The sequence below is a fragment of the Blastomonas sp. RAC04 genome (genome assembly GCF_001713435.1).
Taxonomy (GTDB): domain Bacteria; phylum Pseudomonadota; class Alphaproteobacteria; order Sphingomonadales; family Sphingomonadaceae; genus Blastomonas; species Blastomonas fulva.
In genome coordinates, this window is the sequence record NZ_CP016460.1 from 454,850 (window position 1) to 480,589 (window position 25,740).

Sequence of the window (25,740 nt, forward strand, 5' to 3'; positions counted from 1 at the left end):
CCGTCAGGCAGCGCCCGTCCCGCCAGCCAAAAGGTGCCCGAATGACCGATCCGCTTTCCCGCCGCACCCTGCTGGCCGGCCTTGGCGTCGGCGCTGCGGTGGTGGCAGGGCAGGGCGCGGCGCAGGCGTTGCAGCGCGGGGCTGCGGCGCCGTTGTCGCCCGTGCTGCCTGCAAGAATGCGGGGGCTCAATCTGGAGCTTGCCCCTGGGAGCCTGTCGCCTGCTATTGTGCGCGAGCTTGCCGGCTGGGGCGTCAACACGGTGCGCATCAACTTCTCGACCGATCTGGCCGCTGGAACATCGCCCGACAGACGCATGATCCGCCCCAGCCGCGCCGATCCGCTCGCGCCCTATCGTACCAACCTTGCCATGCTCAAGCAGTTTACCGCCGAGTGCGCGCAGCTCGGAGTGGGGGTGATGCTGGCGGCGAACGGCATCTATGGCCGCGACACGGTGAGGCTGGATGACAGCAGTGGCCGGTCGTTCCGCATCGGGGTGGGGGACAGCCTCATGCAGTTCTGGACGGCAATCGCGCGCGAACTGCGCGACGATCCTGCGATCTTCGCCTATGACGTGCTCAACGAGCCCAACTACACCTTCCGGCGCGAAGCGGACGGAGCGGTGTGGTACGAGCAGCTGCTGCCCGAGGCGATCCGCCGCATTCGCGCGATCAATCCTACGATCTGGCTTGCGGTGATGCCCTGGCCGTGGGGATTTGCGCGTCGTTATGGCAGCATGCCGGTGATAGACGACCCCGCCATCCTCTACACCTTCCACAATTATTCGCCGCACAATTACACGCACCAGGGCGTCGGCGCGCAACCGCGTCAGGGAAGCTATCCGGGCCGCCTGCGCGAGTTCGACAGCGAACCCTATAGCCAATGGGGCAGGGCATCGCTCGCCGCGAGCATGCAGCCCGCCTTCGATTTCGCCCGTCGCCACAATGTGCGGATGATGGCGAGCGAGTTCGGCGTTACCCGTTGGGCGCCGGGTCGCGACCGCTGGATCGCCGACATGGTTTCGATCCTGGAAGCCAATGGGGTGGACTGGCTGTTCCACACCTATAACACCTGGAACGGCTGGAATCCGAGCTTTGCGCCGGATGCACCGGAAGTCGCGATCCATCCCACGCTGTTCGGAGGGGTCAATTCTCCCGGCCACAGGACACTGTTGCGGCACTGGCAGCTCAACCAGCGTTGGTGATGGCGAGAGTATAAGGTGGCGGGGCGAGGAGTACCCGCTGGGCGGCGCCGTTTGCTGGAGATCAGTGTCTCCAACGAAAACGGACGGCATTCCTTGTCGAATGCCGTCCGCTTGCGAATATTGTCAGGCTCTGCAAGGCCAGCGCAGATCCGCGCAGGCCCGGATCAATCCTCGGCCGGGCTCGACTGCAGCTGGATGTAGTTTTCCATCCCCATGCGTGCGATCAGGTCGAACTGGGCTTCGAGCGTGTCGACATGCTCTTCCTCGCTGTGGAGGATATAGGCGAGCAGGTCGCGGCTGCCGTAATCGCGGACGGTCTCGCAATAGGCGATGCCTTCCTTGAGCAGCGGAATGGCCTCGTTTTCCAGCGCGAGATCGGCCTTGAGGATTTCCTCGACGGTTTCACCGATCTTCAACCGGCCGAGCAGCTGGAAGTTGGGCAGTCCGTCCAGGAACAGGATGCGGTCTGCGAGCTTGTCGGCGTGCTTCATTTCGTCGATCGACTCTTCGTATTCGAACTTGGCGAGCTTCTTGATGCCCCAGCTCTGCAGCATCTTGGAGTGCAGGAAATACTGGTTGATCGCCGTCAGCTCGTTCTTGAGCGCGTCGTTGAGAAATTCGATGACCTTGGGGTCGCCCTTCATGATGATGCTCCTGGTTCGGACGGGCAGCCCTAGGGGCAGCCGATCCGCGTTAAATCAGGCAAGCATCATAGCGTCGTTTTGACCGCAAGGGAAGCGATGCAACGCGGGAAATATTTGATTCTAATAGAGAATTTATCAGGCTATTGCTAGGCGGTCGCAGTTTCCCGGGTGATAATGCTTTGCGCAAACGAAAGGCACTGACCGCACTTGGGACGCCGACCGAGACGGGCGTAAATCTCTGACGGGCGGGCCGCGCCATCGCGCAGAGCGTCCTTCAGATCCTGTTCGCGAATCGCGTTGCAGATGCAAACAACCATGCGTCTCTCCTGTTGCAGCAGAGATAGCGATATTGAGAACGCATCGCAACAGTCTTTTTGCGAATTTATCGCAAACGCATCGGTTGTACGCTGCGCCGCGCCAGAGAGCGCCACAGCCATTCTGCCGGGCCGAAGCGGAATCGCTCAAGCCAGGGCTTGGACCACAACAGCATGATCCCCCATGCCGCGAAAACGAATGCCATCGCGGTAATGCGATCGATATGGCCGAACAGGCCAAGACCCCAGCCATAGAACACGAAGGTCATCACCAGGCTGGTGCCGAGATAGTTGCTAAACGCGGCGCGTCCTGCGGCGGCCACCCGCACGACCAGCGCGTTGTCGCGGTTGCGCACCACGAACCACAGCAGCAGAGCGGCCCAGCCCACGGTCAGCACCACGCGGAAGGGGAAGGAAAAGGCGAAGAACGCGCCGAATGCGGTCATCGTGTCGAAACCGCTGGCGATCACCCAGGCGGCCAGCGCAATCATCGGGCCGAGGCCGATGGCAAAGGCGCGGCGGGCCACCTTGGCATAGAAGTCCGGCGCCCAGAGCCCCAGGATGAAGCCGCTTTTCAGCATCGCCATTCCGAGCACCATCATGCCCATGGTGTCGAGCGTGAACAGCAGCAGCGCGTTGACCAGCGATGATGGAAAGGTCGACAGATTGTCGGCGAAGATCGCAGGCCAGCCGCTTCTGTACAGCGACAGATCGCTGGTGATCTCGTCAGATCCGGGCTTGCCGAAGCTGGCGAGCATCTGTCGGGTGCTCTCCACCGTCTCGGCATCGGTGCCCGGGGCGATCCCCTGGATCGACTGCCACCAGCCGCCGCCGACCATCAGGCAGGCGATGATGAAATACAGCGAAAACAAGATGATGGCCCAGCGGATCAGTTGCTTGACGTCTTTCTTGACGAAGTAGAGCGCGAGTGTCCCGGAGATCGCATAGGGCACCAGGATGTCGCCCCACCACAGCACGGTGTAGTGCGCTGCCCCGATCACGAACAACCAGGCCATCCGGTTGAGATGCACCGATTTGGGGTTCTGCCCGGACGCCTCTGCGCGCTGGATGATCAGCAGCATGCTGGCGCCGAAGAGTACGCTGAACAGCCCGCGCATCTTTCCGTCGAACAGCACGAAATTGGTGGCCCAGACGCCGATATTGAGCGGATCGGTGCCGCCCCAGGCGGCGGGGTTCACATAGGCCGCGCCGGGCATAGAAAAGCCGATGATATTGAGCAGCAGGATGCCCATCACTCCGAAGCCGCGCATGGCATCCAGCGAAAGGTGTCGATCTGAACCCTGCATGCAATCCCTCCATGTGCTGGCGCTGCCATGGCCTAACCGAAAGGCCATCATCGCCGAAAGCACGCGAGCAGAAACAGCATAGCTCCACAAAAAATGCCAGCGTTTCCGGTTTGCGGCCGCTGGACCGGCTTGGGTGGGAGGGCGGGCCAGGCAATGGAGACGCGCTGGAACACGGAATGGTGCTGTATGAGGCATGTCATGGGGAGGGAGGTGGCGTGACCTAGCTTTATTCCCGGCGTCACCGGACGAACAATCGGTTGAAATAACAGACCAGTCGGTTTAGACATGAAATATACCGACCGGTCGGATTGTTTCGATCCGCCTTTCTGAGGAGAGCGCTCATGGATATGTCATTTTCCAATCCTGTGGTGGAAGAGGCTTTGCGCCGCTCTGCCCAGTCGTCGGGGTTCAACCGATGGAGCGGAATGCGGCTGCTGGCAGCGGGGGCAGGTCAGGTGTGGCTCGAAATCGCCATTCGCGAAGACCAGACGCAGCATCACGGCTTCGTTCATGGCGGAATTATTGGGGCTCTGGCCGATACCGCCTGCAGTTGGGCCGCAGCCACCGTCGCCGGAGACGTGGTGACATCCACCTACACGGTGCAGTTTCACGCGCCTGCCAATACGGCTTTGCTGCGCGCCCGCGCGACGGTGATCAAGCAGGGCAAACGCAACGTTTCGGCCGAAGCGCAGCTGTTCGCAGTCGATGAAGACGGGGCAGAAAGGCGCGTGGCGACCGCGCTTGCGCTGATCGCGACCGTGGGGGCGGCCGCAAGAGGCGGAGCGTCGTGAGAAAAAGCCTTGCGAAGGCTGGTCTTGACCCACGGGCGGATGCCGTTAGACTGACCGGTCTATGATGCTGTTCGTCTCCACAGATGGTGCCTTGCGCGCACAGGCACCCGCTATGTCCAAGCCGCAGGAGGACGTGCATCCCACCCGGTTGCGGCTGTTGCAGGTTGCGACGCGGTTGTTCCAGCAGCGCGGCTATCATGCGGTCGGCCTGGCGGAGATCCTGGCGCTGTCGGAAACGCCCAAGGGGTCGCTGTACCATCACTTTCCCGGCGGAAAGCCCGAACTTGCAGAAGCCTGCATCACCCGGATTGCCGCCAGCACGCTGGCCGCGCTTGATGACGCATCGGCATCCGGCGCTGATATCATTGGATTTCTAAGGCAACTTGGCGCGGAATCATCCGCCTGGCTCGAAAAGACCGACTGGCGCGATGGCTCGCTGCTGGCGGTGATCGGCCAGGAGCAGGGCGGGGACGAAAGCGCCCTCGCCGATGCCGTGCGGATCGCCTATCAGCGCATCGAAATGCGGCTCGCCAAATGGCTGATGCTCGAAGGCATCGCGGTTGCGCGCGCTCGGGACATTGCCGCCACCATCATCGCGGCGCATGAAGGTGCGATGCTGCTGGCGCGCTGCCGCCGAGATACCGCACCGGTGACGCTGACCACCCAGATGCTGTGCGCGATGGTGGAGCGCGGCTGATCGGGCGATAAACGACCAACCGGTTTGTCGCTGGACTGATCGGTCTGCCTGCGCCTGAGGAGACGACTGTCGATGATCACCGCATTGCGCACGCCGGACGCGGCTTTTGCCGACATTCCCGATTTCGACTATCCGGTGCATTATGCCGATGACATGCCGGGCTATGAGGGGTTGCGCGCTGCCTGGGTGGACGCTGGCCCTGCAGATGCGCCCCGGACATTCCTGTGCCTGCATGGCGAGCCGAGCTGGTCGTTCCTCTATCGCCGCATGATTCCGCCGTTTCTGGACAGCGGCGCGCGGGTGGTGGCACCCGATCTTTTCGGCTTCGGGCGATCGGACAAGCCGGTCGAGCAATCGATTTATACCTTTGATTTCCATCGAGAGTATCTGCTGCGGCTGGTCGAGAGACTCGATCTCGCAAACATCACTTTGGTGGTGCAGGACTGGGGTGGACTGATCGGTCTAACGCTCCCTGTCGAGATGGGTTTTGCGGCGCGTTTGTCACGGCTGATCGTGATGAACACCGGGCTTGGTCTGGGCGAAAGCCTAGGGCCAGGGTTCGATGCCTGGAAATCCTATGCGCTCAATACCCCCGATCTGCCCGTGGGCAAGATCATCGCGCGCGGAACCCCGCATCTGACCCCGGTAGAAATTGCCGCCTATGATGCGCCTTTTCCGGGTCCCGAATACAAGGCAGGCGCACAGGTGTTCCCGGCGCTGGTGCCGGTATCGCCCGACATGCCGGGGGTGGACATCGGGCGCAAGGCGGCGGCTTTCTGGCGTGAGCAGTGGCAGGGTGACACCTTCATGGCGGTCGGGGCCGCCGATCCGGTGCTGGGGGTGGAACCGATGGCGCGTCTCGCGCAACTGATCAACGGCTGCGGCGATCCGCTGATCATTCCCGACGGTGGGCACTTCGTGCAGGAATGGGGGGAACAAATCGCCCGCGCGGCGCTTGCAGCCTTTGGGGATTGATGCACTATGCACGGGCAATGCCCCATCGGAAGGACATGACGTGACCGAGGCAACTCCCCCCACCCGCACGATGCGGGCCAGCGATTTCCACCCGCATATCCTCGAGATTTTCGATGGTTATGTCCACGGCAAGCTCAGCAAGCGCGAGTTTATCCGCCAGGCGGGGCGCTATGCTGCGGCAGGTGTCACCGGGCTGATGATCTACAACCAGCTGCGCCCCAATTACGCGCTGGCGCAGCAGGTCGCCCCCGATGATCCGGCAATCGAGACGATGCGGGTCGACTATCCCAGCCCCGAGGGGCACGGCACCGTGCGCGGGCTGATGGCGCGGCCCAAGGGTGCAAAGGACAAGCTGCCCGCGGTGCTGGTGGTGCACGAGAACCGCGGGCTCAATCCGTATATCGAGGATGTCGTGCGGCGGCTCGCAAAGTCGGGCTATATGGCGCTTGGACCGGACGGTCTAACCTCGCTGGGCGGCTATCCCGGCACCGATGACGAAGGCCGCACGATGCAGGCCTCGCTCGATCCGGCAAAGCTGATGGAAGACTTCTTCGCCGGTTTCGAATTCTTGCGCGATCACAAGCGCTCGACCGGCAAGGTCGGCGTGACCGGCTTCTGCTATGGCGGCGGCGTGTGCCATGCGCTGGCGGTGGCCTATCCCGATCTGGCCGCCGCAGCGCCGTTTTACGGGCGCCAGGCGCGCCCCGAAGAGGTGCCCAGCATCAAGGCACCGCTGCTGATCCACTTTGCCGAGAACGACGAGCGGGTCAACGCGACCTGGCCGGCGTGCGAAGCCGCGCTCAAGGCCAATGGGAAGACCTATGAGGCACATTTCTACCCCGGCACCAGCCACGGTTTCCACAACGATACCACGCCGCGTTATGACGAGGCGGCGGCAAAGCTGGCCTGGGAGCGGACGCTGGCGCTGTTCGAGCGGACATTGCGCGCCTAAACCGATCGGTCAAAGGCGCCGCCGATAGCGTACACTGGCCGGTCAAGGACGGGTTTGCCGTGCGATGGGACAATGTGTCACATTGCCGCCACATGCAGGGGGTTTATTGGGGCGCGATCGTCGTGGCGGGCAGGCCTTCCCATTCCGGAAGGCCAATCGCCGCTGCACGGGATCATAAGGCGGGAGGTCGGAGGTCATGTTCGACGGTTTTGACGCGCTGATGCTGGCACGCATCCAGTTTGCCTTTACGGTGAGCTTTCACTTCATCTTCCCAGCCTTCTCGATCGGTCTGGCGAGCTATCTTGCTGTTCTGGAAGGGCTCTGGCTCAAGACTAACGACAGCGTGTATCTCGATCTGTTCAAGTACTGGCGCAAGATCTTCGCGATCGCCTTTGCCATGGGCGTCGTCTCGGGAATCGTGATGTCCTACCAGTTCGGCACCAACTGGTCGGTGTTTTCGGACCGGACCGGCCCCGTGATCGGCCCGCTGATGGCGTACGAGGTCTTGACCGCCTTCTTCCTCGAGGCAGGCTTTCTGGGCGTCATGCTGTTCGGGATGGACAAGGTGGGGCGCAAACTGCACTTCACCGCGACCTTGATGGTGGCGCTGGGCACGTTCATCTCGGCATTCTGGATCCTCAGCGTCAACAGCTGGATGCAGACGCCCACCGGGTACGAGATCGCCGCAAACGGCCAGTTCATCCCCGGTGACAGCTGGATGGCGATCATCTTCAACCCCAGCTTTCCCTATCGCCTGGTTCACACTGTCATGGCGGCGTATCTCACCACCGCGTTCGTCGTGGGTGCGGTGGGGGCGTTTCACCTGCTCAAGGACAAGGCCGATCATCGCGCGCGGCGGATGTTCTCGATGGCGATGTGGATGGCGGCTTTGGTCGCTCCCTTGCAGATTTTCGCAGGCGACATGCACGGGCTCAACACATTGGAGCATCAGCCCGCCAAGGTGATGGCGATGGAGGGGCATTACGACAGCCACCCCGATGGCGCGCCGCTGATCCTGTTCGGCATCCCCAACAGCGCCGAAAAGCGGGTCGATTATGCGATCGCAATTCCCAAGGCCTCCTCGCTGATCCTCAAGCACGACCTCAACGCGCCGCTTGCAGGGCTGGACACCATTCCGGCGAACAAGCAGCCGCCGGTTGGCATGGTGTTCTGGTCGTTCCGTATCATGGTCGGCATCGGCTTTGCGATGCTGGGAATCGGCGTGTTCAGCCTGCTCGCGCGGGTGCGCGGCAAGCTCTACGAGTGGAGCTGGCTGCACCGCGCAGCGATGGTCATGGGCCCATCGGGCTTTGTCGCGGTGATTGCGGGCTGGGTTACCACCGAGGTCGGCCGCCAGCCTTACACCGTCTATGGCTTGCTGACGACCGCGGACAGCGTCTCGCCGCTCGCTGCACCGGCGGTGGGGGCATCTCTGCTGGCGTTCGTGATCACCTATTTCATCATGTTCGGCGCAGGCACGCTGTATATCCTCAAGCTGATGAGCAAACCTGCGACCGGACATGAGGAAGCGGCCGCTTCCGGCCCGTTGCGCAGCGCGGGCATCACCCCTGCATCCGCCGACAGTTCGCGCCGTGGTCAGAGCGCCACCATGCTGGAGAAGGGCGCATGAACATCGACCTGACGATCGTCTGGGCGTTCATCATCGCCTTTGCGGTGTTCGCTTACGTCGTGATGGACGGGTTCGACCTGGGCATCGGCATCATCTTTCCGGCACTCGGGCGCGGGGCAGAGCGCGACAAGGCGATGAACACGGTAGCCCCCGTATGGGATGGCAACGAGACCTGGCTGGTGCTGGGCGGGGGAGGGCTGCTCGCGGCGTTTCCGCTCGCCTATGCGATCATCCTGCCCGCCATCTACCCGCCGATTATCGCGATGCTGCTGGGCCTCGTGCTGCGCGGCGTGGCGTTCGAGGGGCGCTGGCGCGACCCCAATCACCAGCCATTCTGGGACTTTTCGTTCACTGCAGGGTCGTTCGTCGCAGCCTTTGCGCAAGGGGTGACGCTGGGCGCGCTGCTCCAGGGGGTCGAGGTCGATGGCCGCGCCTATGCCGGCGGCTGGCTCGACTGGCTAAGCCTCTATTCGGTGCTCACCGGTGTCGGCACGGTGATCGGCTATGGCCTGCTGGGATCGACCTGGCTGATCATGAAGACCGAAGGAGTGGTGCAGGAGCATGCCTTCCGGATGAGCTGGAAGCTGTTTCCGGCAACGCTGCTCGCATTGGGCGCGGTCAGCCTCTACACGCCGTTCCTGGAGGGCGAATACTGGAACCGCTGGTTCACATTCCCCAGCGTACTGTTTTCCGCGCAGGTGCCCGTGCTGGTCGCGCTGATCACCTTCCTGCTCTACCGCGCGCTCAAGCTGCGACGCGATTACGCGCCGTTTCTGCTCACGCTGGCGCTGTTCCTGCTGGGCATGATCGGCCTGGGGATCAGCATGTTCCCCTATGTCGTGCCCGACGAGATCACGATCTGGGACGCCGCGACGCATCCGAGCAGCCAGATGTTCATGCTGGTCGGCACGCTGTTCATCGTGCCTTTGATCATCGGCTATACCGCATGGGCGTACTGGGTGTTCCGCGGCAAGGTGGGCGACGAGGGATATCATTGATGCGTCTGCCCGATGCCGATGATCCTGATCGCGGCGATGCCCGCCCGCTGGCGCAAAAGCTGGGCTGGATGGCTGCGATCTGGCTGATGTCGGTGGGTTTCATCGGCGTTGTCGCCTATGCGATCCGCTGGTGGATCCATGGCTGACGCGTGTTCCGCTAATCCGGTCGGCAAGCGCGGCAAAACATGATAGCCTGTGGCGCATGGCTCACCCTGCTGCCGATGACCCGCCACCTGCCGCATCGCCCGGTCCGCTGCCCGATGATTCGGTGGCGGTGCGCGGCTTTCGCCTGATCGAGCACATCCTGCTGATTCTGGTTGCGCTGATGACGCTGGGGGCGGCGGGTATCGAGGTGGGGGGTATCCTCGCGGCGCGGACCATCTCGCTCGCCGATATCCTGCTGATGTTCCTCTATACCGAGGTGATCGGGATGATCGCGGTGTTCTATACCGGGCGCGGGTCGCCGTTCGTCTATCCCATCTTCATCGCGATCACCGCGCTGGCGCGGTTGATCGTGCTGCAGGGCAAGGACATGGCGCCGGACAAGATCCTGTTCGAAGCCGGCGCGATCCTGCTGCTCGCCATCGCCGCCGTGGTCATCACCCGCGCGGGCAGGGCCTGAAACGGCTGCAGGGTTATCCGGCCCGTCCTGACGGAGTTGCACTTGACCGCAGCCGCCGCGCTGGCATGAAGGCCGCAAGCCCGTACCCAGCAAGGCCAGCCCCGCATATGACCACCGACAAGCTCTACATCAGCGCCAACAGCCTGCTCGAGGACAGCTATCGCCTCGCGATGCAGGTGATCGACAGCGGCTACCAGCCTACCCACATCGTCGGCATCTGGCGCGGCGGCGCGCCGGTGGGGATCGCGGTGCAGGAACTGATGGAATATCACGGCATCAACGCCGATCACATCGCGATCCGTACCGCCAGCTATTACGGCATCGACCAGCAGAGCAAGGACGTGCGCGTCTATGCGCTGGGCTATCTGATCGACACTTTGAGCCCCGAGGACCGGCTGCTGGTGGTCGACGATGTGTTCGATAGCGGCCGCTCGATCCGCGCTTTCATCCACGAGCTGGCCGCCAAGTGCCGCTACAACATGCCACACGACTGGCGGATCGCCACGGTCTATTACAAGCCCTCGCGCAATGTCACCGATTTGTCGCCGCACTATTTCGTGCACGAGACCGAACAGTGGCTGGTCTTCCCGCACGAGATCGCCGGGCTGAGTGTCGAGGAAATCCGGGCGCACAAGCCCGGGGCGAGCATCATTCTGGGGGAGTAGGGGGGCTGAACCTCCTTCGTCATTCCCGCCAACGCGGGAATCCCGCTTTTGCCCCAGGGGCGAGCAAGAAGCTGAACCCCCGCGTGCACGGGGGTGAAGAAGATGGCGATACAAGCAATTGCGCCGCCACTAGCCCCTTGGCATAAGCCCTTCATGACCCCCGACCAGCGCACCGCCTATATCGACCGCCTGCCCAAGGCCGAGCTTCACCTGCACATCGAAGGCTCGCTCGAGCCCGAAATGCTGTTCGCGCTGGCGCAGCGCAACCATGTCGATATCCCGTTCGCCAGCGTCGAGGATATCCGCAACGCCTACAACTTCAGCAACCTGCAGGATTTCCTCGATATCTATTATCAGGGCATGGCGGTGCTGCTGAAGGCGCAGGATTTCTACGACCTGACCTGGGCGTATCTGGAACGCGCGCACGACGACCATGTCCGGCATGTCGAGATCTTCTTCGATCCGCAGGGCCATACCGAGCGCGGGGTGACCTTTGCAGACGTGATCACCGGGATCAGCGACGCGCTCGCAGATGGCGAGAAACAGTGGGGGATTACGTCAAGGCTGATCCTGTGTTTCCTGCGCCATCTCGACGAAGCTGCGGCGCAGGCGACGCTCGACGAAGCACTGCCCTATCTGGATCGGATCGCGGGCGTGGGGCTGGATTCGTCCGAAATGGGCCATCCACCCTCGAAGTTCGCCAATGTGTTCGCGCGGGCCAAGTCGCTGGGGCTCAAGCTCGTCGCGCATGCGGGCGAGGAGGGGCCGCCCGAATATGTCCATGAGGCGCTCGACGTGCTCCATGTCGATCGCATCGACCACGGCAACCGCGCGATGGAGGACTCTGCGCTGGTGACACGACTGGCGGGCGAGGGGATGACGCTGACCGTCTGCCCGCTTTCCAACCTCAAATTGTGCGTGATCGGCGATATCGCCGACAGCCCGGTCAAGCAGATGCTCGTTTCAGGGCTCAAGGCGACGGTCAACTCGGACGACCCGGCCTATTTCGGTGGCTATGTGAACGCCAATTTCCACGCAATCGCGTCTGCGCTCAATCTGAGCCGCGAGCAGCTGCGCACGCTGGCACGCAACAGCTTCACCGGATCGTTCCTGCCGCCCGACCAGATTGCGCATCTTTTGGCCGAGATCGACCATTACGACGCGCATTTCGCTGGCTGAGCGCGCCTGCGCTTACCGCTCGGAGAGGTAGTAGCGCTCGACTTCGGCGAGGTTTTCGTCAAGTTCGTAGACAATCGGCTGGCCGGTGGGGATTTCGAGCGATGTGATGGCACCATCGGCGATGCACGACAGGTGCTTGACCAAGGCGCGCAGCGAATTGCCATGGGCAGAGATGATCACGCGCTTGCCGGCCTTGAGTTCGGGCGCGATGCGGCTTTCCCAATAGGGCAGCACCCGGTCGATGGTGTCCTTGAGGCTTTCGGTGTTGGGGATCGCGATGCCAGCGTAGCGACGGTCCTTGGACAGGTCGAATTCCGATCCGGCTTCCATCGGCGGCGGCGGGATGTCGAAGCTGCGGCGCCAGATGTGGACCTGCTCGTCGCCGTGCCGGGCCGCGGTCTCGGCCTTGTCGAGACCGGTGAGGCCGCCATAATGGCGCTCGTTGAGCCGCCAGTCCTTCTCCACCGGCAGCCACAGCCGGGTCATCTCTTCGAGCGCTAGATTGAGCGTCTTGATGGCCCGTGTTTGCAGCGAGGTGAAGGCGATGTCGAAATCGAGCCCCTTGTCGCGCATCAGCCTTCCGGCCGCGCGTGCTTCCTCGGCGCCCTTTTCGGTCACATCGACATCCCACCAGCCGGTGAACCGGTTCTCCAGGTTCCATTGCGACTGGCCGTGGCGGATGAGGACGAGTTGCGGCATCGGGGCGTCTCCTGTTTCTGTTGCCGCCACCTAGCGCCGATGCAAGCCAGAGAAAACCCGTTTTCCAATCGTCATTCCCGCGAACGCGGGAATCCCGCTTTTTCGCGACGTCAGCGGCAGAAGCGGGACCCCCGCATGCGCGGGGGTCCCGCAGAAGGCGGCGGGGTTAAAGTGTCTCGAAGCGCACCTTCAGCCCGTCCTTGGGCTGCGGGATCGGCCATGCCTGCCAGCCCGGCTCATAGCCCGGCTCGATGACGATGCGGTGCTGGCTGAGCACATGGTGCAGCAGCACCTTGATCTGCATGTACGCAAAGTGCAGCCCCAGGCACATATGCGCACCGCCGCCAAACGGCACCCAGGCGTATTTGTGGCGGTTGCGCGTCGCTTCGGGGGTGAAGCGCAGGGGATCGAACCTGTGCGGCTCGGGCCAGTGCTCTTCCTGCTTGTGGGTATAGGCCGCGCTGATGCTGACCGGCGTGCCCGCAGGGATGCGATAGCCGCCGAACTCGAAATCCTTGAGCGCGCGGCGCGGGGTCGAGGGCACCGGCGGGATCAGCCGCAGCGCTTCCTTGAATGCCATTTCGGTGAGCTCGAGATTGGGGAGCGCGTCATAGGGCATCGGCGCACCGGCAGGCGCATGCTCCAGCAGCTCGGCGCGAATCTTGTCCTGCCATTCGGGGTTCTTGGCGAGCAGCCAGATCAGCGAGCTTGCCGACGAGGTGATGGTGTCGTGCGCCGCCATCATCAGGAAGTTCATGTGATCGACCACCTCGTCGGTGGTGAGCAAACTGCCATCATCGCGCGTGGCGCGGCAGAACTGGCTGAACATGTCCGGCCCCTGCTGCTCGCGCCGCTGCAGCACCTGCGGGGTGAAATAGTCGACCAGGAATTTGCGTCCCGCGACGCCCTTGCCCATCTTGGTGAAGGGCAAAGGACGGCGCACCACGCCGATCGAGGCCTGCACCATGTCGACGAACGCGGTATTGATCTTGTCGGCTTCGGGGCCCCAGGGGATGCCGAGAAACGATGTCGCGGCCAGATCGAGCGTCAGCTTCTTGATCTCGGAGTAGAAGGTGATGTCCTTGTTCGACCATTGCAGCACGCGCGCGCCGATGCCCTCGTTGAGCGATTCGGCATAATGGCGCATCGGCGCGGGCTTGAAGGCGATCGACAGCGCACGCCGGTCGGCGCGGTGATGGTCGAAGTCCATCAGCATCAGTCCGCGCGGGAACAGCAGGTTGAGCACAGGGCCCCAGCCTTGCTCGGACGAGAACACCTTGTCGCGATCGAACAGCACCAGTTCGTTCGCATCTGCGCCGAACAGCGCGACCTGACGGCGACCGAAGGCATTGGTGCGGTAGACGGGGCCGTATTTGGCGCGCATTTCATTGCCGAACCCTTCCGGGTCGGCGAGCATCCTGAGCGTCACGCCCAGGATCGGCAGGCCATCCTCGCCCGGAATATGATCCAGCGCGTTGCTGCCGGGCAGGGGGGTCCAGTGCGGGTTGCCGCTGTCGCGCTGGATGCTGTGGTCGGGAAACATCTCGCGCGGGGCAGCAGGCGCTTGGGGAGCAAGGACGGTGGCCATGGGGGAATCCTCTGCACTGTTTTAATCGAGCCATTAAATACCAACTGACACCAATGTTAGCAAGCACTGTCTGACGGCGGGAAAATCATTCATCGTTAATTCAACTTGGCATTTGTATGAACAAACTATCGGGGCTCCGCTCCGCCGGCCCGCCGCGCCAGGACTTGCGGCGAGACAGGAAACCTTGGCTTTGACCCAATCTGCATTTCTTGAAAAGATCCGCATCCCGTCCCTTGGCCGGCGTGTCGTCCGTATCGCCGCTGTCGCGCTGGGCGCGGTCTCGCTGTCGGCCTGCGCCTATGGCGTGGGCGATTATGGCGGCTATGGCGGCGTTTCCGTGGGCGTGGGCAGCGGCGGCTATGCCGGTGGCTATGACCCTTATTGCGACGCCTATTCGGCCTGGGACGGCTTTTATGGCTGCGACGCCGGGCTGGGCTTTGGCCAGATCGGCTTTGGCGGCGGCTATTGGGACAATTTCTATTATCCCGGCTATGGCACGTGGATCTACGACCGCCCCGGCGGACGTCGCTTTGCGATGCAGAACCGGCACCGGCAGTATTGGGGTCAGCAGCGCTGGCAGTATCAGCAGCAGCGCCGCGGCGGCCGCCAGGAATTCCGCCAGGATCGGCGTGACGACCGCCGCGACTATCGTCGCGAGAACCGGCGCGAGACGCTCGATGATCGCCGCGACTGGCGCCAGGAACGCCGCAACAATGCCGGCGAGGTTCCCCGCACCCGGCAGGGCGAGCGCGAGCGCATGGGCGGCCTGACCCCCGAGGATCGCCAGCGTCGCATGGAACGCTGGGAGCAGCGCCAGCAGGATGCCATCGGCCAGCCCCGTCAGGGGCGCGAGGGACGTCGCAACTGGCAGGGCAATGGCGGAGCCGGCAATGGCCAGGGCATCGAGGGTCGCCAGGGTTTGGAAGGTCGGCAGGGCATGCGCGGCGAGCGCCGCCAGCGCCCGACAATGCGCCAGTCTTCTCCCCAGGCACAGCCCGGCGGCGCACCCCCGCGCGCCGAGCGTCCGCAGCGTCAGCAGCGGATCGACCGGTCGCCCGGATCTGCGCCGCGCACTGTCCCCGACATGTCGGGACTGCGGCCACAGGACATGCAGGAAAACTGATCGCCTGATCGGCTGCTGACGCAGTCGCGCAGCCCGATCGGCCAGCGGCACAAGGGCCACCGAAACACCGGTGGCCCTTGTGACCCGCCCCAAATGCCCTATCATTGAGGGCATGGTACAATTTTCATTGCTCGACCAGTCGGTGCGCTTCGCCGATGTCCCTGCCGCCACCGCGCTTTCCGGCACGCTGGAGGCCGCGCGCCTGGCCGACCGGCTGGGCTATCACCGGCTGTGGGTGTCCGAGCATCACGCCAGCCGCTTCCTGTGCGGCAGCGCGCCGGAAATCCTGATGGCGGCGATGGGCGCGCATACCTCGCGGATCCGTCTGGGGTCGGGCGGGGTGATGCTGCCGCATTACAGCGCCTACAAGATCGCCGAGCAGTTTGCAGTGCTGAGCAACCTCTATCCCGACCGGATCGATCTGGGCGTGGGCCGTGCGCCCGGTGGGGAGATGCGGGTCGCAGCGGCCCTGTCTGCGCCGCACCCACCCTCGTTCCGCGATTTTCCCCAGCAGGTGGCCGATCTTGTCGGGTACATGACCGGGGACCTCGCCGAGCCGCGGCTCAGCCCCGAACCGGCGGGCGACGTTCCGGTTTGGATTCTCGGCACCAGCCCCGACAGCGCAATGCTCGCAGCGCAACTGGGGCTGCCTTATGCGCTCGCCTTGTTCATCAACCCGCAGGCAACGCCGGGGCTGACCGAGCTGTACCGCCACAATTTCCGCCCCAGCGCGACGCTGGACAAGCCCTATGTCATGCTCGCGACCACCGCCTTTGCCTGTGACAATGCCGATCAGGCCGATCTGCTGCGCAAGAATTATTTCCTCAACATCGCGCGGTTGCTCGGAGGCGGGCTTCAGCCTGCGGTGTCGCCCGAGGAAAGCCGCGATATGGGCTTTACCGAGCGCGAGGCGATGATCATCGGCGCGCAGGCGCGGATCGCTGCCTTCGGCACGCCCGATGTGGTGCGCGACAAGGTGCAGGTGCTGGTCGAGGCGTTCGGTGCGGACGAGGTGATGATCTCGTGCAATGCCTATCACCATGCCGACCGGATGCGCGCGATCGAACTGTTCGCGCGCAGCTTCGAGATGGCAGAGGCGGCCTGACGATCATGGGTTTTCACACACCAGCCTTTTGCGTCGCCGAGACGCTACCGTTCATGGATGGCGAGGCAATCGTCATCGACAAGCCCGCGGGGCTTCCGGTCACCCAGCCGCGCAAGGGCGGGCGCAGTCTCGACGATTATCTCGTCCAGTTGCGCTTCGGCTTCCAGCGGTCGCCGACGGCTGTGCATCGGCTCGATCAGGACACGTCTGGCTGTCTGTTGCTGGCGCGCCACGCCAAGGCGGCCAAGCGCTTCGGAGCGGCGTTCGAGAGTGGCGCGGTGGAGAAGACCTATCTCGGGATCGTCGAGGGCGACCTCGATGACGACCTCGGCACGATCGACATCGCGCTGGGCAAGACCAGCACTGCCGAAGCTGGCTGGCGGATCGTGCCCGACGCCGCCGGCAAGCGCGCGGTGACGCACTGGAAGCGGATCGCGGCGACAGGCGGGCGGACGCTCGTCGAGTTCCGCCCCGAGACCGGACGCACCCACCAGATCCGCGTGCATGCACTGCACGGGCTGGGCAAGCCGCTGCTCGGCGATCCGTTTTACGGCAAGAGCTATTCCTCGGGCCTGATGCTGCATGCAGCGGGGCTGGTGGTGCCGCGCGGGGACAAGCCGCCAGTGCTCGCCGCCGCACCGATGCCCAGGCGCTTCATCGATCTGGGATTTGGCCCCCAGCAAGACCAGAGCGTGGCCGAGGCGGCAGGCGATGAATGATTTCACCGTCCCCGATCACGCAATCGTCTCCGAACGGTTCATCACCGCCTCCGGCCCTGGCGGCCAGAACGTCAACAAGGTGGCAACAGCGGTCCAGCTGCACGTCAATATTTACGCTCTAGGTTTGCCACCTTTAGTCTATAACAGACTGAAATCATTGGCAGGTAGCAAGATCAACCAGGAAGGCGAGCTGGTCATCCTGGCGCGCAACCACCGCACGCAGGAGGCCAATCGCAAGTTGGCGCGCGAACGCGTGTCGGCGATGCTGGCAGAGGCCTATGATCTGCCCGCCACCCGCGCGCAGTCGCGGCTTAACCGCGTGGGCAAGACCGAGCGGCTGGCGGGCAAGAAGAACCGGTCGACGGTGAAGAAGAACCGGGGTCGCGTCGCCTTCGACTGACCTTTTATTGTGTGAAAGCTTTGGCATGTACGCGTTTGAAATTGATGCAAATACTCCCAAACCCCAGCTGTATGACGACCTGCATTCCGCAGCATTTGCCTTGGTCGATGGCGAGCGTGACGGTGTCGCCAACATGGCCAATGTCGCTGCATTGCTGGGCCAGTTCCTGCCCGGGCTCAACTGGGCGGGCTTCTATCGCATGGTCGATGGCGAGCTGGTGCTGGGCCCTTTTGTGGGCAAGCCTGCCTGCATCCGCATCGCGCTGGGCAGCGGCGTCTGCGGCACCGCGGCAGCCAGCGGCGAAACCCAGCTGGTCGACGACGTCCATGCCTTTCCCGGTCACATCGCCTGCGATGCTGCGAGCCAGTCCGAACTTGTGGTGCCGGTGATCCATGAAGGACAAGTGACCCATGTCATCGATCTCGACAGCCCGCATCTGGCGCGGTTCGATGCAGACGACCGCGCCGGGATCGAGCGGCTGGCCAGAACGCTCGCCGGACGCATCTGAACCCTTGCGTTAACCTGTTCGTGTGCGCTGCCCCATATTGAAACAGCCCGCGCCAGGGCACCCGGTTTTACATCGGTGCGATGGTGCAAACCCCCTGTAAATGCTAACAATCGCTTAACCAGGCTGGATGGGCGGGGGGCGGTTGCGTCCCTTTTCTGCGATGGCCTGCCCGATTGTCCGAGGGGAGTTAACCATGAAGAGCCGCGCTTTTGCTTCTGTGCGCCATGCTGCCGTTGCCGCCTGTATCGGTGGTGCAGTTTCGCTGGCCCTGCCTGTTCAGGCCGCCGATTCGCAGCTGTCGCGGCCGCTGCCGTCGAGGCTCGATTTCAAGGCGGGCAGTGCCCTCCAGCGTGGACCGGTGGGCATGCCGTCCTATGGCGCGCGCATCCCGGTCGGCGCGCCTGCCTATGTCCGCCCGTTCCGTGGCTTCCTGCTGCCCCGCATCTGGATCGTGCCAACTTACTACATCTCCAACTGGCAGGGCTATGGCCTGGCCCGCCCGGCGCAGGGCTATGGCTGGTCGCGTTATTATGACGACGCCGTGCTGACCGATCGCAATGGCCGTGTGTATGACAGCCTGCAGGGCGTGAACTGGCAGGCGGCGCAGGCCGGGCAGGCAGTGGTCAGCCAGACCTATTCGCCCGATTACGATCCGTACAATTACGACGGCGATCTGCTGCTCGGCAACGATCAGGTGGTGCATGGCACGCATTGGGCACGGACCGCAGAAGACTCGGCGCCGGGGGTCGATTACGACCCCGATGATATGGCGCCTCCGCCTCCGGTCGCGCAATATGACCGCGATTACGACCCCGCCTTTCTCGAAGCCTGCCGCCGTGACAGCGGTCTGGGCGGCGCGGCGATCGGCGCGGCTGCGGGCGGTCTTGCGGGCAACCGCATCGCCGGACGCGGCAACCGCACCGGCGGCACGCTGATCGGCGCAGGCGTCGGCGCGATCGCTGGCATGGTGCTTGACAAGGCGGAAGACCGCGAGCGCTGCAAGCGGCTGCTCGCGCGCGAGGCGCAGGGCGGCTACGGCGTCAGCTACGGCCAGCCTCCCATCGCCCCGCCGCCTGCCTTTGCCGGTGACTACGACCCCGCCTTTCTCGAGGCCTGCCGCCGTGAAACCGGTCTGGGCGGCGCGGCGATCGGCGCGGCTGTCGGCGGTCTTGCGGGCAACCGCGTCGCCGGACGCGGCAACCGCACCGGTGGAACGCTGATCGGCGCGGGCGTCGGCGCCGTCGCCGGGATGGTGATCGACAAGGCCGAGGACCGCGAACGCTGCAGGCGTCTTCTCGCCCAACAGGGGGCCGGCTATCCGCCGCCTCCGGGTCAGGGCGGCTATCCGCCCCCGCCGTCGGGATATTATTATTACTACCCGCCGCCGATCGTCACCACGGTGACGATCACGCCTGCTGCCTGCAATTGCACCGAAGAGGTGGTGGTGACCGAGACGGTTCCCGTTCGCCACCGCCCCAGGGTCTATCGCAGCAAGAACGTGAAAGTGCACGCCAGGTAGGCGGTTTCAGTCCTTGGAGCGGCTGACCGGCGAATCGACATAGCCGGTCAGTCCCCAGGGTTCATAGGGTCCGAGCACCAGCTGTTCGAACGTGCCCAGCCCCTGTTCGCCTTCGCTGGTGGTGACGCGGCAGAGGATTTGCACGTGCAGGTTTTCCATCGTCGGTGCCATCGGATCGATTGCGGCAAGATCGATGACATCGCGCTCTACCACCAGGGGCCCGTGGTGGCGGCCATGACCCCATTTCGGACAGGTATAGCCCAGCCCGCGCATCTGGAACCGCTGCACCGGCTCGAAGGTCACGGCGAGTGGCCCGGTATCGGTCTGGATCGTCAGCGTCCCCCCTGCGGGCCAGCGGGTGCCGGGCTCGATCTGCGTCTCCAGCAGCGCCGAGGGCGTCTCATCGAACCCGTCATGCCCGGCGCCATCGGGTGCGACCACCGCGCGGGTGTTCCACGCCGATCCCGATCGGTGTGCGTTGAGGTGGAAGAACAGGCTGCGGCTGGGCAGGTTGATCGGGGTCCATTGCCAGAAGAATGCCGGTTGGGCGCTGCCGGAATGCGGCTGGGCATCGGGCGCGCCGATCGGGCGCACGCCCCAGCTGCGGTCGCGGGTGCCCGCGCAGCCTGGCGCCAGTTCGACCCGCTCGCCATCGATTTCGATCCAGCCGCTATAGTGCCCGTTCTGGGTCATGCGGGTGTAGTCCATGAAGGTGCGCGGACCGTTGCGGAAGGTGAAGCGCGGCTCTTCGATCGGGAAGGCGCGGCCGGTGAAGGTGATGTCGGCCCGGATGCCTTCACCGTCCACCAGGATGCGCAAGACCCTGAGCGGCTCGATCACCTCGATGCGGATCGGCCCTACGGCCATGTCCATCCGCTCCATGGCAAGCTCGCGCGAGGCGTGAAGAGCATGCTGCAACCCGTTGCTAATGAATGAAAAGCTCGCATCTGCGATATCGAGATGGGGGTAGACGCCAAAGGCCAGCGCGAAGAAGCCGGTGCCATCGGGGTTGTAGCCGTTGAAGAAATAGCGGTCGTAAAAATTGCGGTCGGTGCCAGCATAGGCGATCGGCTCTGCGGTCTGGTGCAGCGGGTAATCATCGCCTCGGGTCAGCATGTCGTGGTCTCCGTGTTGCGCTCCGCATGGCATAGCAGCGCGCCGATGCTGTCATGGTCCAGCGCGAGGCTGCACGCGCCGCGCGCCATCGACAGGAAGTTGGCATCGCCGCGGGCTGTGCGCTCGACAAAGGCGGCGCTGAACACCGCGGTCGACAGCCCCGACAGCGCGCCGATGCGGTAATCGTCCCAGATCGTGTTGCTGCTGCGCGGCACGCCGTGGCGGGTCATTTCGGCGCAATACAGATCGATCAGCTCGGCTTCGTGCGCGCGGCGCAGATCGGTGCCGATGCCGGTGCCCAGAAAGTAGCCAAGGTCGCTGGTGCCGGCGCCGGTGACGCAGGTCTGCCAGTCGACCACCGCCAGAGGCTCTGCACCGCCGCGAATGTCAAACAGCATATTGTCGAGCCGGAAGTCGCCATGGGTGAGGCAGCGAGTGCCGGGCTGCCAGCCGAACCAGTGCGGCGCAGCGTCGGCCAGCGCCTCGGAGATGGCGAGGTATTCGGGCTCGATCTGCCCCGCATAACGCTCGCGGAACACGGCCTGCGCGCCGGGATAGGCCTGGATGATCCAGTCGCGCGCTTGCGGATCGGGGAGCAGCCAGTCCTCGTCCAGCACGCTCAGATTGTCGGTTGACGCGTGCAGCGATGCCGCCTGACACACCGCCAGCCGGGCCTCGTCGAGCGTGCAGGACGCCAATTGGTCGCCAGCGCGCGCCGGGCCCAGATCCTCGAACAGCAGGATGAAATCGCATCCGGTCGGCTCGATCAACGCGGCATAGACCTTGGGCACCCGCATCGCGACCAGGGGGGCGATCCGGGCATAGAAGTTGACCTCACGCAGATAGAGCCGGAAATGCGCCGCGGTCGAGCGGCTGGTGGCGTCGCGCGAAGGCAGCTTGGCAGCGATCGAGGCCGGGGCGCCGGGGGCAGGGCGGTCATAGGCCAGCGCGATCCGCACGGTATCGCCCACCTGACCGGTGCCGATCGACGCGCAGGTGATGGCGGCAATCCGCGCGCCGCCCAGCACGCCCGCATTGTCGAGCTGAGCCTGCAGCCAGTCCGGGGTGATATCCTCCGCCCGCGTTGGAAACGCCTCCATGCCATTCCTCTCCGCCGGTTCTGACCCGGTCGATAGTTTAATCGTATGATTAAACCAGCGCGGAAGGATTGCAATCGCTCAGTTGGGCAGGGGGCAGATGCGCCGTGTCAGGCGAGTTCGCTGGCGAGCCGCGCCTGCATCTGCAGCACCGCGGGGCGCAAGGCGGTTTCCTCGACAAAGCCCAGCCGCTCGGCCTCGAGCGACTTTTCCAGCCGGACCAGCCGGTCGAGCAGGTGCTGGGTTTCTTGCACCAGCCGCTGGGCTTCCTGCGGCAGACGCGCAACCACGAACGGATCGCTCGAGGTGCATTTGCCCAGCGAACGGCTGCGGCTGTGCAACTGGTGCAGCGAGAGTTCGCCTGCGAAATAGGCCTTCTGGTTGAGCAGCCAGGCGATCGAATGCATCAGTCGGGTGGTCACGCGCAGCGATTCGCACGACATGTCGATGCGAATGTCGTCATGCCGGGTAAGCCCCTGGTCTTCTGGCGTCAGCTCGAAATAGGACCGCGCCTCGTCGGCCAGCACCATCGCCTCGACATAGAGCGACTCGACCAGTTTGACCGTGAAAGGGAATTGGTGGTTGGACATGCCCCATCCTTGCCAAAATCCCGTGGGGCTGCCCAGCCGGAACCTATGGTTAAGCCTGCAAACACCGCGCCTGTGTCAACGCGGAACAGTTGCGCCTGTCTGGATGAAGGCGCGATGCGGTCGTGGCGATCAGGCGATGATGTCGGGGATCAGATAATCTTCGAGCATGGCGATCTGGTCGCGCAGCAGCAGCTTGCGCTTCTTCAGCCGGGCAAGCTGCAGCATATCGGTGGTGCCGCCGTTGCTCAACGAGCCGATGGCATGATCGAGGTCGCGATGTTCGATGCGCAGCAAGGCCAGCTTCTGCCGGACTTCTTCCTCTGTCACGCGCGACGCCTTTCCAGACCTGGCCGGGCCGCATCGGGCACCGGATTATCCTGTGGGCAGACCACACGCCTGCCGATTGTCGCGGTTATGGAATGTTTCGCCGCATTGCAAGCGCACCTGTGCATAACACCACAGACAGCCCATAAATTTTATGTTTAGATCACGATCCCAAGATGAGAAGGCAACGAGTCGAAGGAGACATACATGCTGCAAGACAGTCATACGCAAGCTCTCATGGCCAAGCATGCCGGGATTGAACGGATGATCCACGACGAGGAACGCAGGCCGGCGCCCGATACCGCGCTGATTGCCAAGCTCAAGAAGCAGAAACTGCGCATCAAGGAAGAGATCAGCCTGCATTGATCAACTGATCTGATCTAGAGCGGACCGGGGCAGATCCCGGACGCCAAATCCAAGCCCGGCGCGTCTGACGAGGGGTCAGATCGCGCGCCGGGCGACGGGGAGGGGCGAAAATGCCCTCCGCCAGCTGGAGCAACGGCTCGCTGGACATGATTCCTTCCCATCAAGGGCAATTCACACCAGGGGCAGAATGCACGTGCGGGCGAATGCGGTCCGCGCGATGCAGGCGTGGCTGCGTATGGGGCAGCGCAGCGGCCATGGACAGCCAATTTGATATGGTGTACCAATACAGCAACACACATCAGGGAAGGGGGGGGGCATGAGTTCGGACCGCATGACAGTATTCGGCCTTTTCAGGACGCGCATGATGCTGGGTGTGGGGATAGCGCTTTGCGCCCTGCCTGTATCCGCGCAGTTCTATCGCCCCAGCTTCGATCCCAGCGCCCTGAAGCTGCCCGCCAGCAGCACGCCGAATGAGGTGCTGGTCCTCGGCACGCCGCACCTGTCCGGGCTTCCCGACAGCTTCACGCCCGACATGCTCGCGCCATTGCTCGACCGGCTCGCCGCGTGGCGTCCAACGGCGATTGCGACCGAGGACCTTTCCGGCCTGCAGTGCGACAGTCTGCGCCGCTATCCTTCACGGTACGCAGAGACGGTAAAGACCTACTGCTTCGATCCCGCTCCAGCGGGGCAAGCCACCGGGCTCGACGTTCCAGCGGCCAATGCCGAGGCGGAACGCCTGCTCGCCGCGTGGCCGGCAGCACCCGCCCCCGCGCAGCGTCGGCAGCTGGCAGCGATATTCCTCGCTTCGGGCGAACGCGGGTCGGCGCTGGTGCAGTGGCTCAGGCTGCCAGCCGAGGAACGCCGAGCAGGAGACGGCCTGACCGACGCTCTTGTCACCACGCTGGAGAAAGCCCGGACGCGGCGCAACGAGACCTATCTGGTCGCTGCCACGCTTGCCACGCGGCTGGGGCTCGAGCGGCTGTGGAGCGTCGACGATCACTCTGCGGACTCGCCTGGACCGGTCATCCCAGAAGAGATCCAGGCAAATGAAGCGGCGATCACGAAGGCCTGGGACAACCCGGCAACCCGCGCGCGTCGGGCCGAAAGCGAGCAGCTGACCGCACGACTGGCGCAGCCCGATGGCCTGCTGAACCTCTACCGCGCCTATAACGCACCCGATGCGCCCATGCTCGTTTATCGATCGGATTTCGGGGCCGCACTGGTCGAGCCGTCGCCCCAGGGCTTTGGTAGGCAATATGTCGGTTATTGGGAAACGCGGAATTTGCGCATGGTGGCAAACATGCGCGACATCATCGGTCGCTATCCGGGCACGCGCCTGCTGACCATCGTCGGCGCATCGCACAAGGGCTATTACGATGCGTATCTGAATCAAATGCACGACGTCCATCTGGCCGATGCCGGTGCGGTTCTTCGCTAGGGCTTAATCCGGAACCCATGCGTCGCACTTTGGTGCGCGCGGGTTTTTATGCCACACCATTTTCCGCCTCGTCATTCTCCGCGACCTCACGCGCGATTTTCCGCGTATGGATCAGCGAGACGCGCGTGCCCGGCGCGGCATTCTCGACGGAGATTATCGCCCCCAACTGCTTGGCGAGCGCCTGGATGATGCGGGTGCCGAGCCCGGCCTGGGTATCTTCGGCATCCGCGTCCATGCCGATGCCGTCGTCCGACACCGAAAGCGTCCAGTCGTCTGCGTCTGCGGTATAGCCGACAACGACATGGCCGATGCGTCCATCCGGAAACGCGTGCTTGAGCGCGTTGATCACCAGTTCGGTCACGACCAGACCCATGCTCACCGAAACGTCCCCGTCGATCAGAACCGGGTCGACCCGCGTCGTTAGCGTCAACCTCTTGCGGTCGTGAATCATCGAAGCGCCGATGCTGGCGCACAATTGCGTCAGATACGGCGAAAGTTCGACGGCTCCGCCATCGGACTGGGCGAGGTGGCGCTGCAGGGTCGCGATCGACATGACGCGCTGATGCGCATCGCTCAGATGGCCGCGTGCCTCTTCAGACTGCACCTTGCGGGCACTCTGCATCAGAATGCTTGCGATGATCTGCAGGCTGTTGGCCACCCGGTGCTGCATCTCGTGCAGGAGCGCCGCGTTGGTCTGGATCAGCTCCTTGTGGCGCTTATCGTCCTTACGTGTCTCGGTGACATCGATGACCGTGACCAGCATCCGCGAATTGTCGATGTCGCCATATTCAAGCAGTTGCGCCTTGATCACCACACAGCGTGTCGCGCCGGCGCTGGTCAGAATCTCCATCTCATAGGCTTCGATATCCGCCGCGCCTGACAGGGTCGCGTCGATCAGCGAGTGCAGCCGCGGCAGGTCCCAATGGTGGTGGTCCAGATCATAGATGGTTTGTCCGGTAACGGTTGCAGGATCGATCCCGAACGCGGCGCAAAAGCTGTCGCTCGCGGCAACAATGGTCAGCTTGTCGTCGAGCAGCAGCAGAGGTGCATTGGACGCAAGCACGACCGCCAGCCCCAGCGAGCGGCCCAGATTGATCGGTGTTTGATCGGCAGCCATGTGGCACGCCCTTCCGGTTGCCCGGACCGCAAGACGCGGCCTTGTTGGCATCCCA

The 25,740-nt window shown here is 63.8% G+C and carries 29 protein-coding genes; 19 read left to right on the forward strand and 10 right to left on the reverse strand.

All coding sequences use genetic code 11. The annotated features are described in order from the left end of the window. Window positions 1–41: 41 nt before the first annotated feature. Window positions 42–1,202, forward strand: a complete 1,161-nt coding sequence (locus BSY18_RS03245; RefSeq protein ID WP_069049634.1) for a glycoside hydrolase family 5 protein — start codon at window positions 42–44, stop codon at window positions 1,200–1,202. Between the two features lie 164 nt (window positions 1,203–1,366). Here BSY18_RS03245 and bfr read toward each other — a convergent pair whose 3' ends face one another. The 3 genes from bfr to BSY18_RS03255 all read right to left on the reverse strand — a co-directional run bounded on the left by bfr (window position 1,367) and on the right by BSY18_RS03255 (window position 3,467). Beyond that, window positions 1,367–1,846, reverse strand: a complete 480-nt coding sequence (gene bfr, locus BSY18_RS03250; RefSeq protein ID WP_054136155.1) for a bacterioferritin — start codon at window positions 1,844–1,846, stop codon at window positions 1,367–1,369. A gap of 146 nt (window positions 1,847–1,992) precedes the next feature. Beyond that, on the reverse strand, window positions 1,993–2,163 hold the full coding sequence (locus BSY18_RS20580; RefSeq protein WP_082382442.1) for a (2Fe-2S)-binding protein: 171 nt from the start codon (window positions 2,161–2,163) through the stop codon (window positions 1,993–1,995). A gap of 65 nt (window positions 2,164–2,228) precedes the next feature. Next, window positions 2,229–3,467, reverse strand: a complete 1,239-nt coding sequence (locus tag BSY18_RS03255; protein WP_069049635.1) for a DUF418 domain-containing protein — start codon at window positions 3,465–3,467, stop codon at window positions 2,229–2,231. 341 nt (window positions 3,468–3,808) lie between these two features. On the opposite strand from BSY18_RS03255, the gene BSY18_RS03260 reads away from it, so the two are divergent. From BSY18_RS03260 to BSY18_RS03300, 10 genes are all read left to right on the forward strand, one after another. Further along, the gene (locus tag BSY18_RS03260) at window positions 3,809–4,258 is read left to right on the forward strand and encodes a PaaI family thioesterase (RefSeq protein ID WP_083231286.1); all 450 of its coding nucleotides are present in this window, start codon (window positions 3,809–3,811) and stop codon (window positions 4,256–4,258) included. 61 nt (window positions 4,259–4,319) lie between these two features. Next, a complete protein-coding gene (locus tag BSY18_RS03265; RefSeq protein ID WP_069049636.1) occupies window positions 4,320–4,955 on the forward strand; it encodes a TetR/AcrR family transcriptional regulator in 636 nt (211 codons plus the stop codon). Between the two features lie 72 nt (window positions 4,956–5,027). After that, on the forward strand, window positions 5,028–5,930 hold the full coding sequence (locus BSY18_RS03270; protein WP_069049637.1) for a haloalkane dehalogenase: 903 nt from the start codon (window positions 5,028–5,030) through the stop codon (window positions 5,928–5,930). 40 nt (window positions 5,931–5,970) lie between these two features. After that, window positions 5,971–6,882 (forward strand): YghX family hydrolase, encoded by a 912-nt coding sequence (gene yghX / locus BSY18_RS03275; protein WP_236823436.1) that lies wholly within the window; start codon window positions 5,971–5,973, stop codon window positions 6,880–6,882. Between the two features lie 196 nt (window positions 6,883–7,078). Continuing rightward, entirely contained in the window at window positions 7,079–8,512 is a 1,434-nt protein-coding gene (locus BSY18_RS03280; protein ID WP_069049639.1) for a cytochrome ubiquinol oxidase subunit I, read from the forward strand. Then, the gene (gene cydB, locus BSY18_RS03285) at window positions 8,509–9,510 is read left to right on the forward strand and encodes a cytochrome d ubiquinol oxidase subunit II (protein WP_069049640.1); all 1,002 of its coding nucleotides are present in this window, start codon (window positions 8,509–8,511) and stop codon (window positions 9,508–9,510) included. Before BSY18_RS03280 ends, cydB begins: the two co-directional genes overlap by 4 nt. Continuing rightward, window positions 9,510–9,656 carry a DUF2474 family protein gene (locus BSY18_RS20900; RefSeq protein ID WP_117352457.1) on the forward strand — a complete coding sequence of 49 codons (147 nt, stop codon included), beginning with the start codon at window positions 9,510–9,512 and terminating at the stop codon, window positions 9,654–9,656. The genes cydB and BSY18_RS20900 overlap by 1 nt, the downstream gene beginning before the upstream one ends. A 56-nt stretch (window positions 9,657–9,712) precedes the next feature. After that, window positions 9,713–10,132: a phosphate-starvation-inducible protein PsiE gene (locus BSY18_RS03290; protein WP_211337816.1), complete on the forward strand. Its 420-nt coding sequence runs from the start codon at window positions 9,713–9,715 to the stop codon at window positions 10,130–10,132. Between the two features lie 107 nt (window positions 10,133–10,239). After that, window positions 10,240–10,797, forward strand: a complete 558-nt coding sequence (locus BSY18_RS03295) for a phosphoribosyltransferase (protein WP_054136159.1) — start codon at window positions 10,240–10,242, stop codon at window positions 10,795–10,797. Window positions 10,798–10,950: 153 nt separating this feature from the next. Beyond that, window positions 10,951–11,976, forward strand: coding sequence for an adenosine deaminase (locus BSY18_RS03300; protein ID WP_069049641.1), 1,026 nt, complete (start codon window positions 10,951–10,953; stop codon window positions 11,974–11,976). A 12-nt stretch (window positions 11,977–11,988) separates the two neighbouring features. On the opposite strand, the gene gpmA is transcribed toward BSY18_RS03300, so the two are convergent. Then, window positions 11,989–12,675: a 2,3-diphosphoglycerate-dependent phosphoglycerate mutase gene (gpmA, locus tag BSY18_RS03305; protein ID WP_069049642.1), complete on the reverse strand. Its 687-nt coding sequence runs from the start codon at window positions 12,673–12,675 to the stop codon at window positions 11,989–11,991. A 166-nt stretch (window positions 12,676–12,841) separates the two neighbouring features. Beyond that, window positions 12,842–14,218, reverse strand: coding sequence for a cytochrome P450 (locus BSY18_RS03310; protein WP_069051666.1), 1,377 nt, complete (start codon window positions 14,216–14,218; stop codon window positions 12,842–12,844). A 235-nt stretch (window positions 14,219–14,453) separates the two neighbouring features. On the opposite strand from BSY18_RS03310, the gene BSY18_RS03315 reads away from it, so the two are divergent. The 6 genes from BSY18_RS03315 to BSY18_RS21395 all read left to right on the forward strand — a co-directional run bounded on the left by BSY18_RS03315 (window position 14,454) and on the right by BSY18_RS21395 (window position 19,637). After that, complete coding sequence (locus tag BSY18_RS03315) at window positions 14,454–15,386, forward strand: hypothetical protein (protein WP_069049643.1); 933 nt, start codon at window positions 14,454–14,456, stop codon at window positions 15,384–15,386. Window positions 15,387–15,498: 112 nt separating this feature from the next. Further along, window positions 15,499–16,491, forward strand: a complete 993-nt coding sequence (locus tag BSY18_RS03320) for an LLM class flavin-dependent oxidoreductase (RefSeq protein ID WP_069049644.1) — start codon at window positions 15,499–15,501, stop codon at window positions 16,489–16,491. Between the two features lie 5 nt (window positions 16,492–16,496). Further along, window positions 16,497–17,210 (forward strand): RluA family pseudouridine synthase, encoded by a 714-nt coding sequence (locus BSY18_RS03325; RefSeq protein WP_069049645.1) that lies wholly within the window; start codon window positions 16,497–16,499, stop codon window positions 17,208–17,210. Continuing rightward, entirely contained in the window at window positions 17,203–17,610 is a 408-nt protein-coding gene (gene arfB, locus BSY18_RS03330; RefSeq protein ID WP_069049646.1) for an alternative ribosome rescue aminoacyl-tRNA hydrolase ArfB, read from the forward strand. The genes BSY18_RS03325 and arfB overlap by 8 nt, the downstream gene beginning before the upstream one ends. Before the next feature lie 25 nt (window positions 17,611–17,635). Beyond that, window positions 17,636–18,118, forward strand: coding sequence for a GAF domain-containing protein (locus BSY18_RS03335; RefSeq protein ID WP_069049647.1), 483 nt, complete (start codon window positions 17,636–17,638; stop codon window positions 18,116–18,118). Window positions 18,119–18,311: 193 nt separating this feature from the next. After that, complete coding sequence (locus BSY18_RS21395) at window positions 18,312–19,637, forward strand: RcnB family protein (protein ID WP_069049648.1); 1,326 nt, start codon at window positions 18,312–18,314, stop codon at window positions 19,635–19,637. A 6-nt stretch (window positions 19,638–19,643) separates the two neighbouring features. Here the strand turns inward: BSY18_RS21395 and BSY18_RS03345 are convergent, their stop codons facing one another. The 4 genes from BSY18_RS03345 to BSY18_RS03360 form a co-directional block, all read right to left on the reverse strand. Then, window positions 19,644–20,753 carry a hypothetical protein gene (locus tag BSY18_RS03345; protein ID WP_069049649.1) on the reverse strand — a complete coding sequence of 370 codons (1,110 nt, stop codon included), beginning with the start codon at window positions 20,751–20,753 and terminating at the stop codon, window positions 19,644–19,646. Beyond that, window positions 20,747–21,853 carry a phosphotransferase gene (locus BSY18_RS03350; RefSeq protein WP_069049650.1) on the reverse strand — a complete coding sequence of 369 codons (1,107 nt, stop codon included), beginning with the start codon at window positions 21,851–21,853 and terminating at the stop codon, window positions 20,747–20,749. The genes BSY18_RS03345 and BSY18_RS03350 overlap by 7 nt, the downstream gene beginning before the upstream one ends. 107 nt (window positions 21,854–21,960) lie before the next feature. Continuing rightward, the gene (locus BSY18_RS03355) at window positions 21,961–22,440 is read right to left on the reverse strand and encodes a DUF1465 family protein (protein WP_069049651.1); all 480 of its coding nucleotides are present in this window, start codon (window positions 22,438–22,440) and stop codon (window positions 21,961–21,963) included. Window positions 22,441–22,569: 129 nt separating this feature from the next. Continuing rightward, window positions 22,570–22,767, reverse strand: a complete 198-nt coding sequence (locus tag BSY18_RS03360) for a YdcH family protein (RefSeq protein ID WP_054136142.1) — start codon at window positions 22,765–22,767, stop codon at window positions 22,570–22,572. 204 nt (window positions 22,768–22,971) lie between these two features. Between BSY18_RS03360 and BSY18_RS20585 the strand changes: the two genes are divergently transcribed. Both BSY18_RS20585 and BSY18_RS03365 read left to right on the forward strand, forming a co-directional pair. Next, window positions 22,972–23,130 carry a YdcH family protein gene (locus BSY18_RS20585; protein WP_082382447.1) on the forward strand — a complete coding sequence of 53 codons (159 nt, stop codon included), beginning with the start codon at window positions 22,972–22,974 and terminating at the stop codon, window positions 23,128–23,130. A gap of 316 nt (window positions 23,131–23,446) precedes the next feature. Then, the gene (locus BSY18_RS03365; protein WP_442856568.1) at window positions 23,447–24,568 is read left to right on the forward strand and encodes a DUF5694 domain-containing protein; all 1,122 of its coding nucleotides are present in this window, start codon (window positions 23,447–23,449) and stop codon (window positions 24,566–24,568) included. Between the two features lie 46 nt (window positions 24,569–24,614). On the opposite strand, the gene BSY18_RS03370 is transcribed toward BSY18_RS03365, so the two are convergent. After that, on the reverse strand, window positions 24,615–25,685 hold the full coding sequence (locus tag BSY18_RS03370) for a sensor histidine kinase (protein ID WP_069049653.1): 1,071 nt from the start codon (window positions 25,683–25,685) through the stop codon (window positions 24,615–24,617). Window positions 25,686–25,740: the final 55 nt, after the last annotated feature.

What these genes read in the sequence shown, in the direction of transcription:
- BSY18_RS03320 (WP_069049644.1), top strand. Translation starts at nt 15,499, where the DNA reads ATGGTACAATTTTCATTGCTCGACCAGTCGGTGCGCTTCGCCGATGTC.
- BSY18_RS03295 (WP_054136159.1), top strand. Translation starts at nt 10,240, where the DNA reads ATGACCACCGACAAGCTCTACATCAGCGCCAACAGCCTGCTCGAGGAC.
- bfr (WP_054136155.1), bottom strand. Translation starts at nt 1,846, where the DNA reads ATGAAGGGCGACCCCAAGGTCATCGAATTTCTCAACGACGCGCTCAAG.
- BSY18_RS20585 (WP_082382447.1), top strand. Translation starts at nt 22,972, where the DNA reads ATGCTGCAAGACAGTCATACGCAAGCTCTCATGGCCAAGCATGCCGGG.
- BSY18_RS03355 (WP_069049651.1), bottom strand. Translation starts at nt 22,440, where the DNA reads ATGTCCAACCACCAATTCCCTTTCACGGTCAAACTGGTCGAGTCGCTC.
- BSY18_RS20900 (WP_117352457.1), top strand. Translation starts at nt 9,510, where the DNA reads ATGCGTCTGCCCGATGCCGATGATCCTGATCGCGGCGATGCCCGCCCG.
- BSY18_RS03265 (WP_069049636.1), top strand. Translation starts at nt 4,320, where the DNA reads ATGATGCTGTTCGTCTCCACAGATGGTGCCTTGCGCGCACAGGCACCC.
- BSY18_RS21395 (WP_069049648.1), top strand. Translation starts at nt 18,312, where the DNA reads ATGAAGAGCCGCGCTTTTGCTTCTGTGCGCCATGCTGCCGTTGCCGCC.
- BSY18_RS03365 (WP_442856568.1), top strand. Translation starts at nt 23,447, where the DNA reads ATGAGTTCGGACCGCATGACAGTATTCGGCCTTTTCAGGACGCGCATG.
- gpmA (WP_069049642.1), bottom strand. Translation starts at nt 12,675, where the DNA reads ATGCCGCAACTCGTCCTCATCCGCCACGGCCAGTCGCAATGGAACCTG.
- BSY18_RS03245 (WP_069049634.1), top strand. Translation starts at nt 42, where the DNA reads ATGACCGATCCGCTTTCCCGCCGCACCCTGCTGGCCGGCCTTGGCGTC.
- arfB (WP_069049646.1), top strand. Translation starts at nt 17,203, where the DNA reads ATGAATGATTTCACCGTCCCCGATCACGCAATCGTCTCCGAACGGTTC.
- BSY18_RS20580 (WP_082382442.1), bottom strand. Translation starts at nt 2,163, where the DNA reads ATGGTTGTTTGCATCTGCAACGCGATTCGCGAACAGGATCTGAAGGAC.
- BSY18_RS03350 (WP_069049650.1), bottom strand. Translation starts at nt 21,853, where the DNA reads ATGGAGGCGTTTCCAACGCGGGCGGAGGATATCACCCCGGACTGGCTG.
- BSY18_RS03370 (WP_069049653.1), bottom strand. Translation starts at nt 25,685, where the DNA reads ATGGCTGCCGATCAAACACCGATCAATCTGGGCCGCTCGCTGGGGCTG.
- BSY18_RS03345 (WP_069049649.1), bottom strand. Translation starts at nt 20,753, where the DNA reads ATGCTGACCCGAGGCGATGATTACCCGCTGCACCAGACCGCAGAGCCG.
- BSY18_RS03325 (WP_069049645.1), top strand. Translation starts at nt 16,497, where the DNA reads ATGGGTTTTCACACACCAGCCTTTTGCGTCGCCGAGACGCTACCGTTC.
- cydB (WP_069049640.1), top strand. Translation starts at nt 8,509, where the DNA reads ATGAACATCGACCTGACGATCGTCTGGGCGTTCATCATCGCCTTTGCG.
- BSY18_RS03280 (WP_069049639.1), top strand. Translation starts at nt 7,079, where the DNA reads ATGTTCGACGGTTTTGACGCGCTGATGCTGGCACGCATCCAGTTTGCC.
- BSY18_RS03260 (WP_083231286.1), top strand. Translation starts at nt 3,809, where the DNA reads ATGGATATGTCATTTTCCAATCCTGTGGTGGAAGAGGCTTTGCGCCGC.
- BSY18_RS03335 (WP_069049647.1), top strand. Translation starts at nt 17,636, where the DNA reads ATGTACGCGTTTGAAATTGATGCAAATACTCCCAAACCCCAGCTGTAT.
- BSY18_RS03290 (WP_211337816.1), top strand. Translation starts at nt 9,713, where the DNA reads ATGGCTCACCCTGCTGCCGATGACCCGCCACCTGCCGCATCGCCCGGT.
- BSY18_RS03270 (WP_069049637.1), top strand. Translation starts at nt 5,028, where the DNA reads ATGATCACCGCATTGCGCACGCCGGACGCGGCTTTTGCCGACATTCCC.
- BSY18_RS03300 (WP_069049641.1), top strand. Translation starts at nt 10,951, where the DNA reads ATGACCCCCGACCAGCGCACCGCCTATATCGACCGCCTGCCCAAGGCC.
- BSY18_RS03310 (WP_069051666.1), bottom strand. Translation starts at nt 14,218, where the DNA reads ATGTTTCCCGACCACAGCATCCAGCGCGACAGCGGCAACCCGCACTGG.
- BSY18_RS03255 (WP_069049635.1), bottom strand. Translation starts at nt 3,467, where the DNA reads ATGCAGGGTTCAGATCGACACCTTTCGCTGGATGCCATGCGCGGCTTC.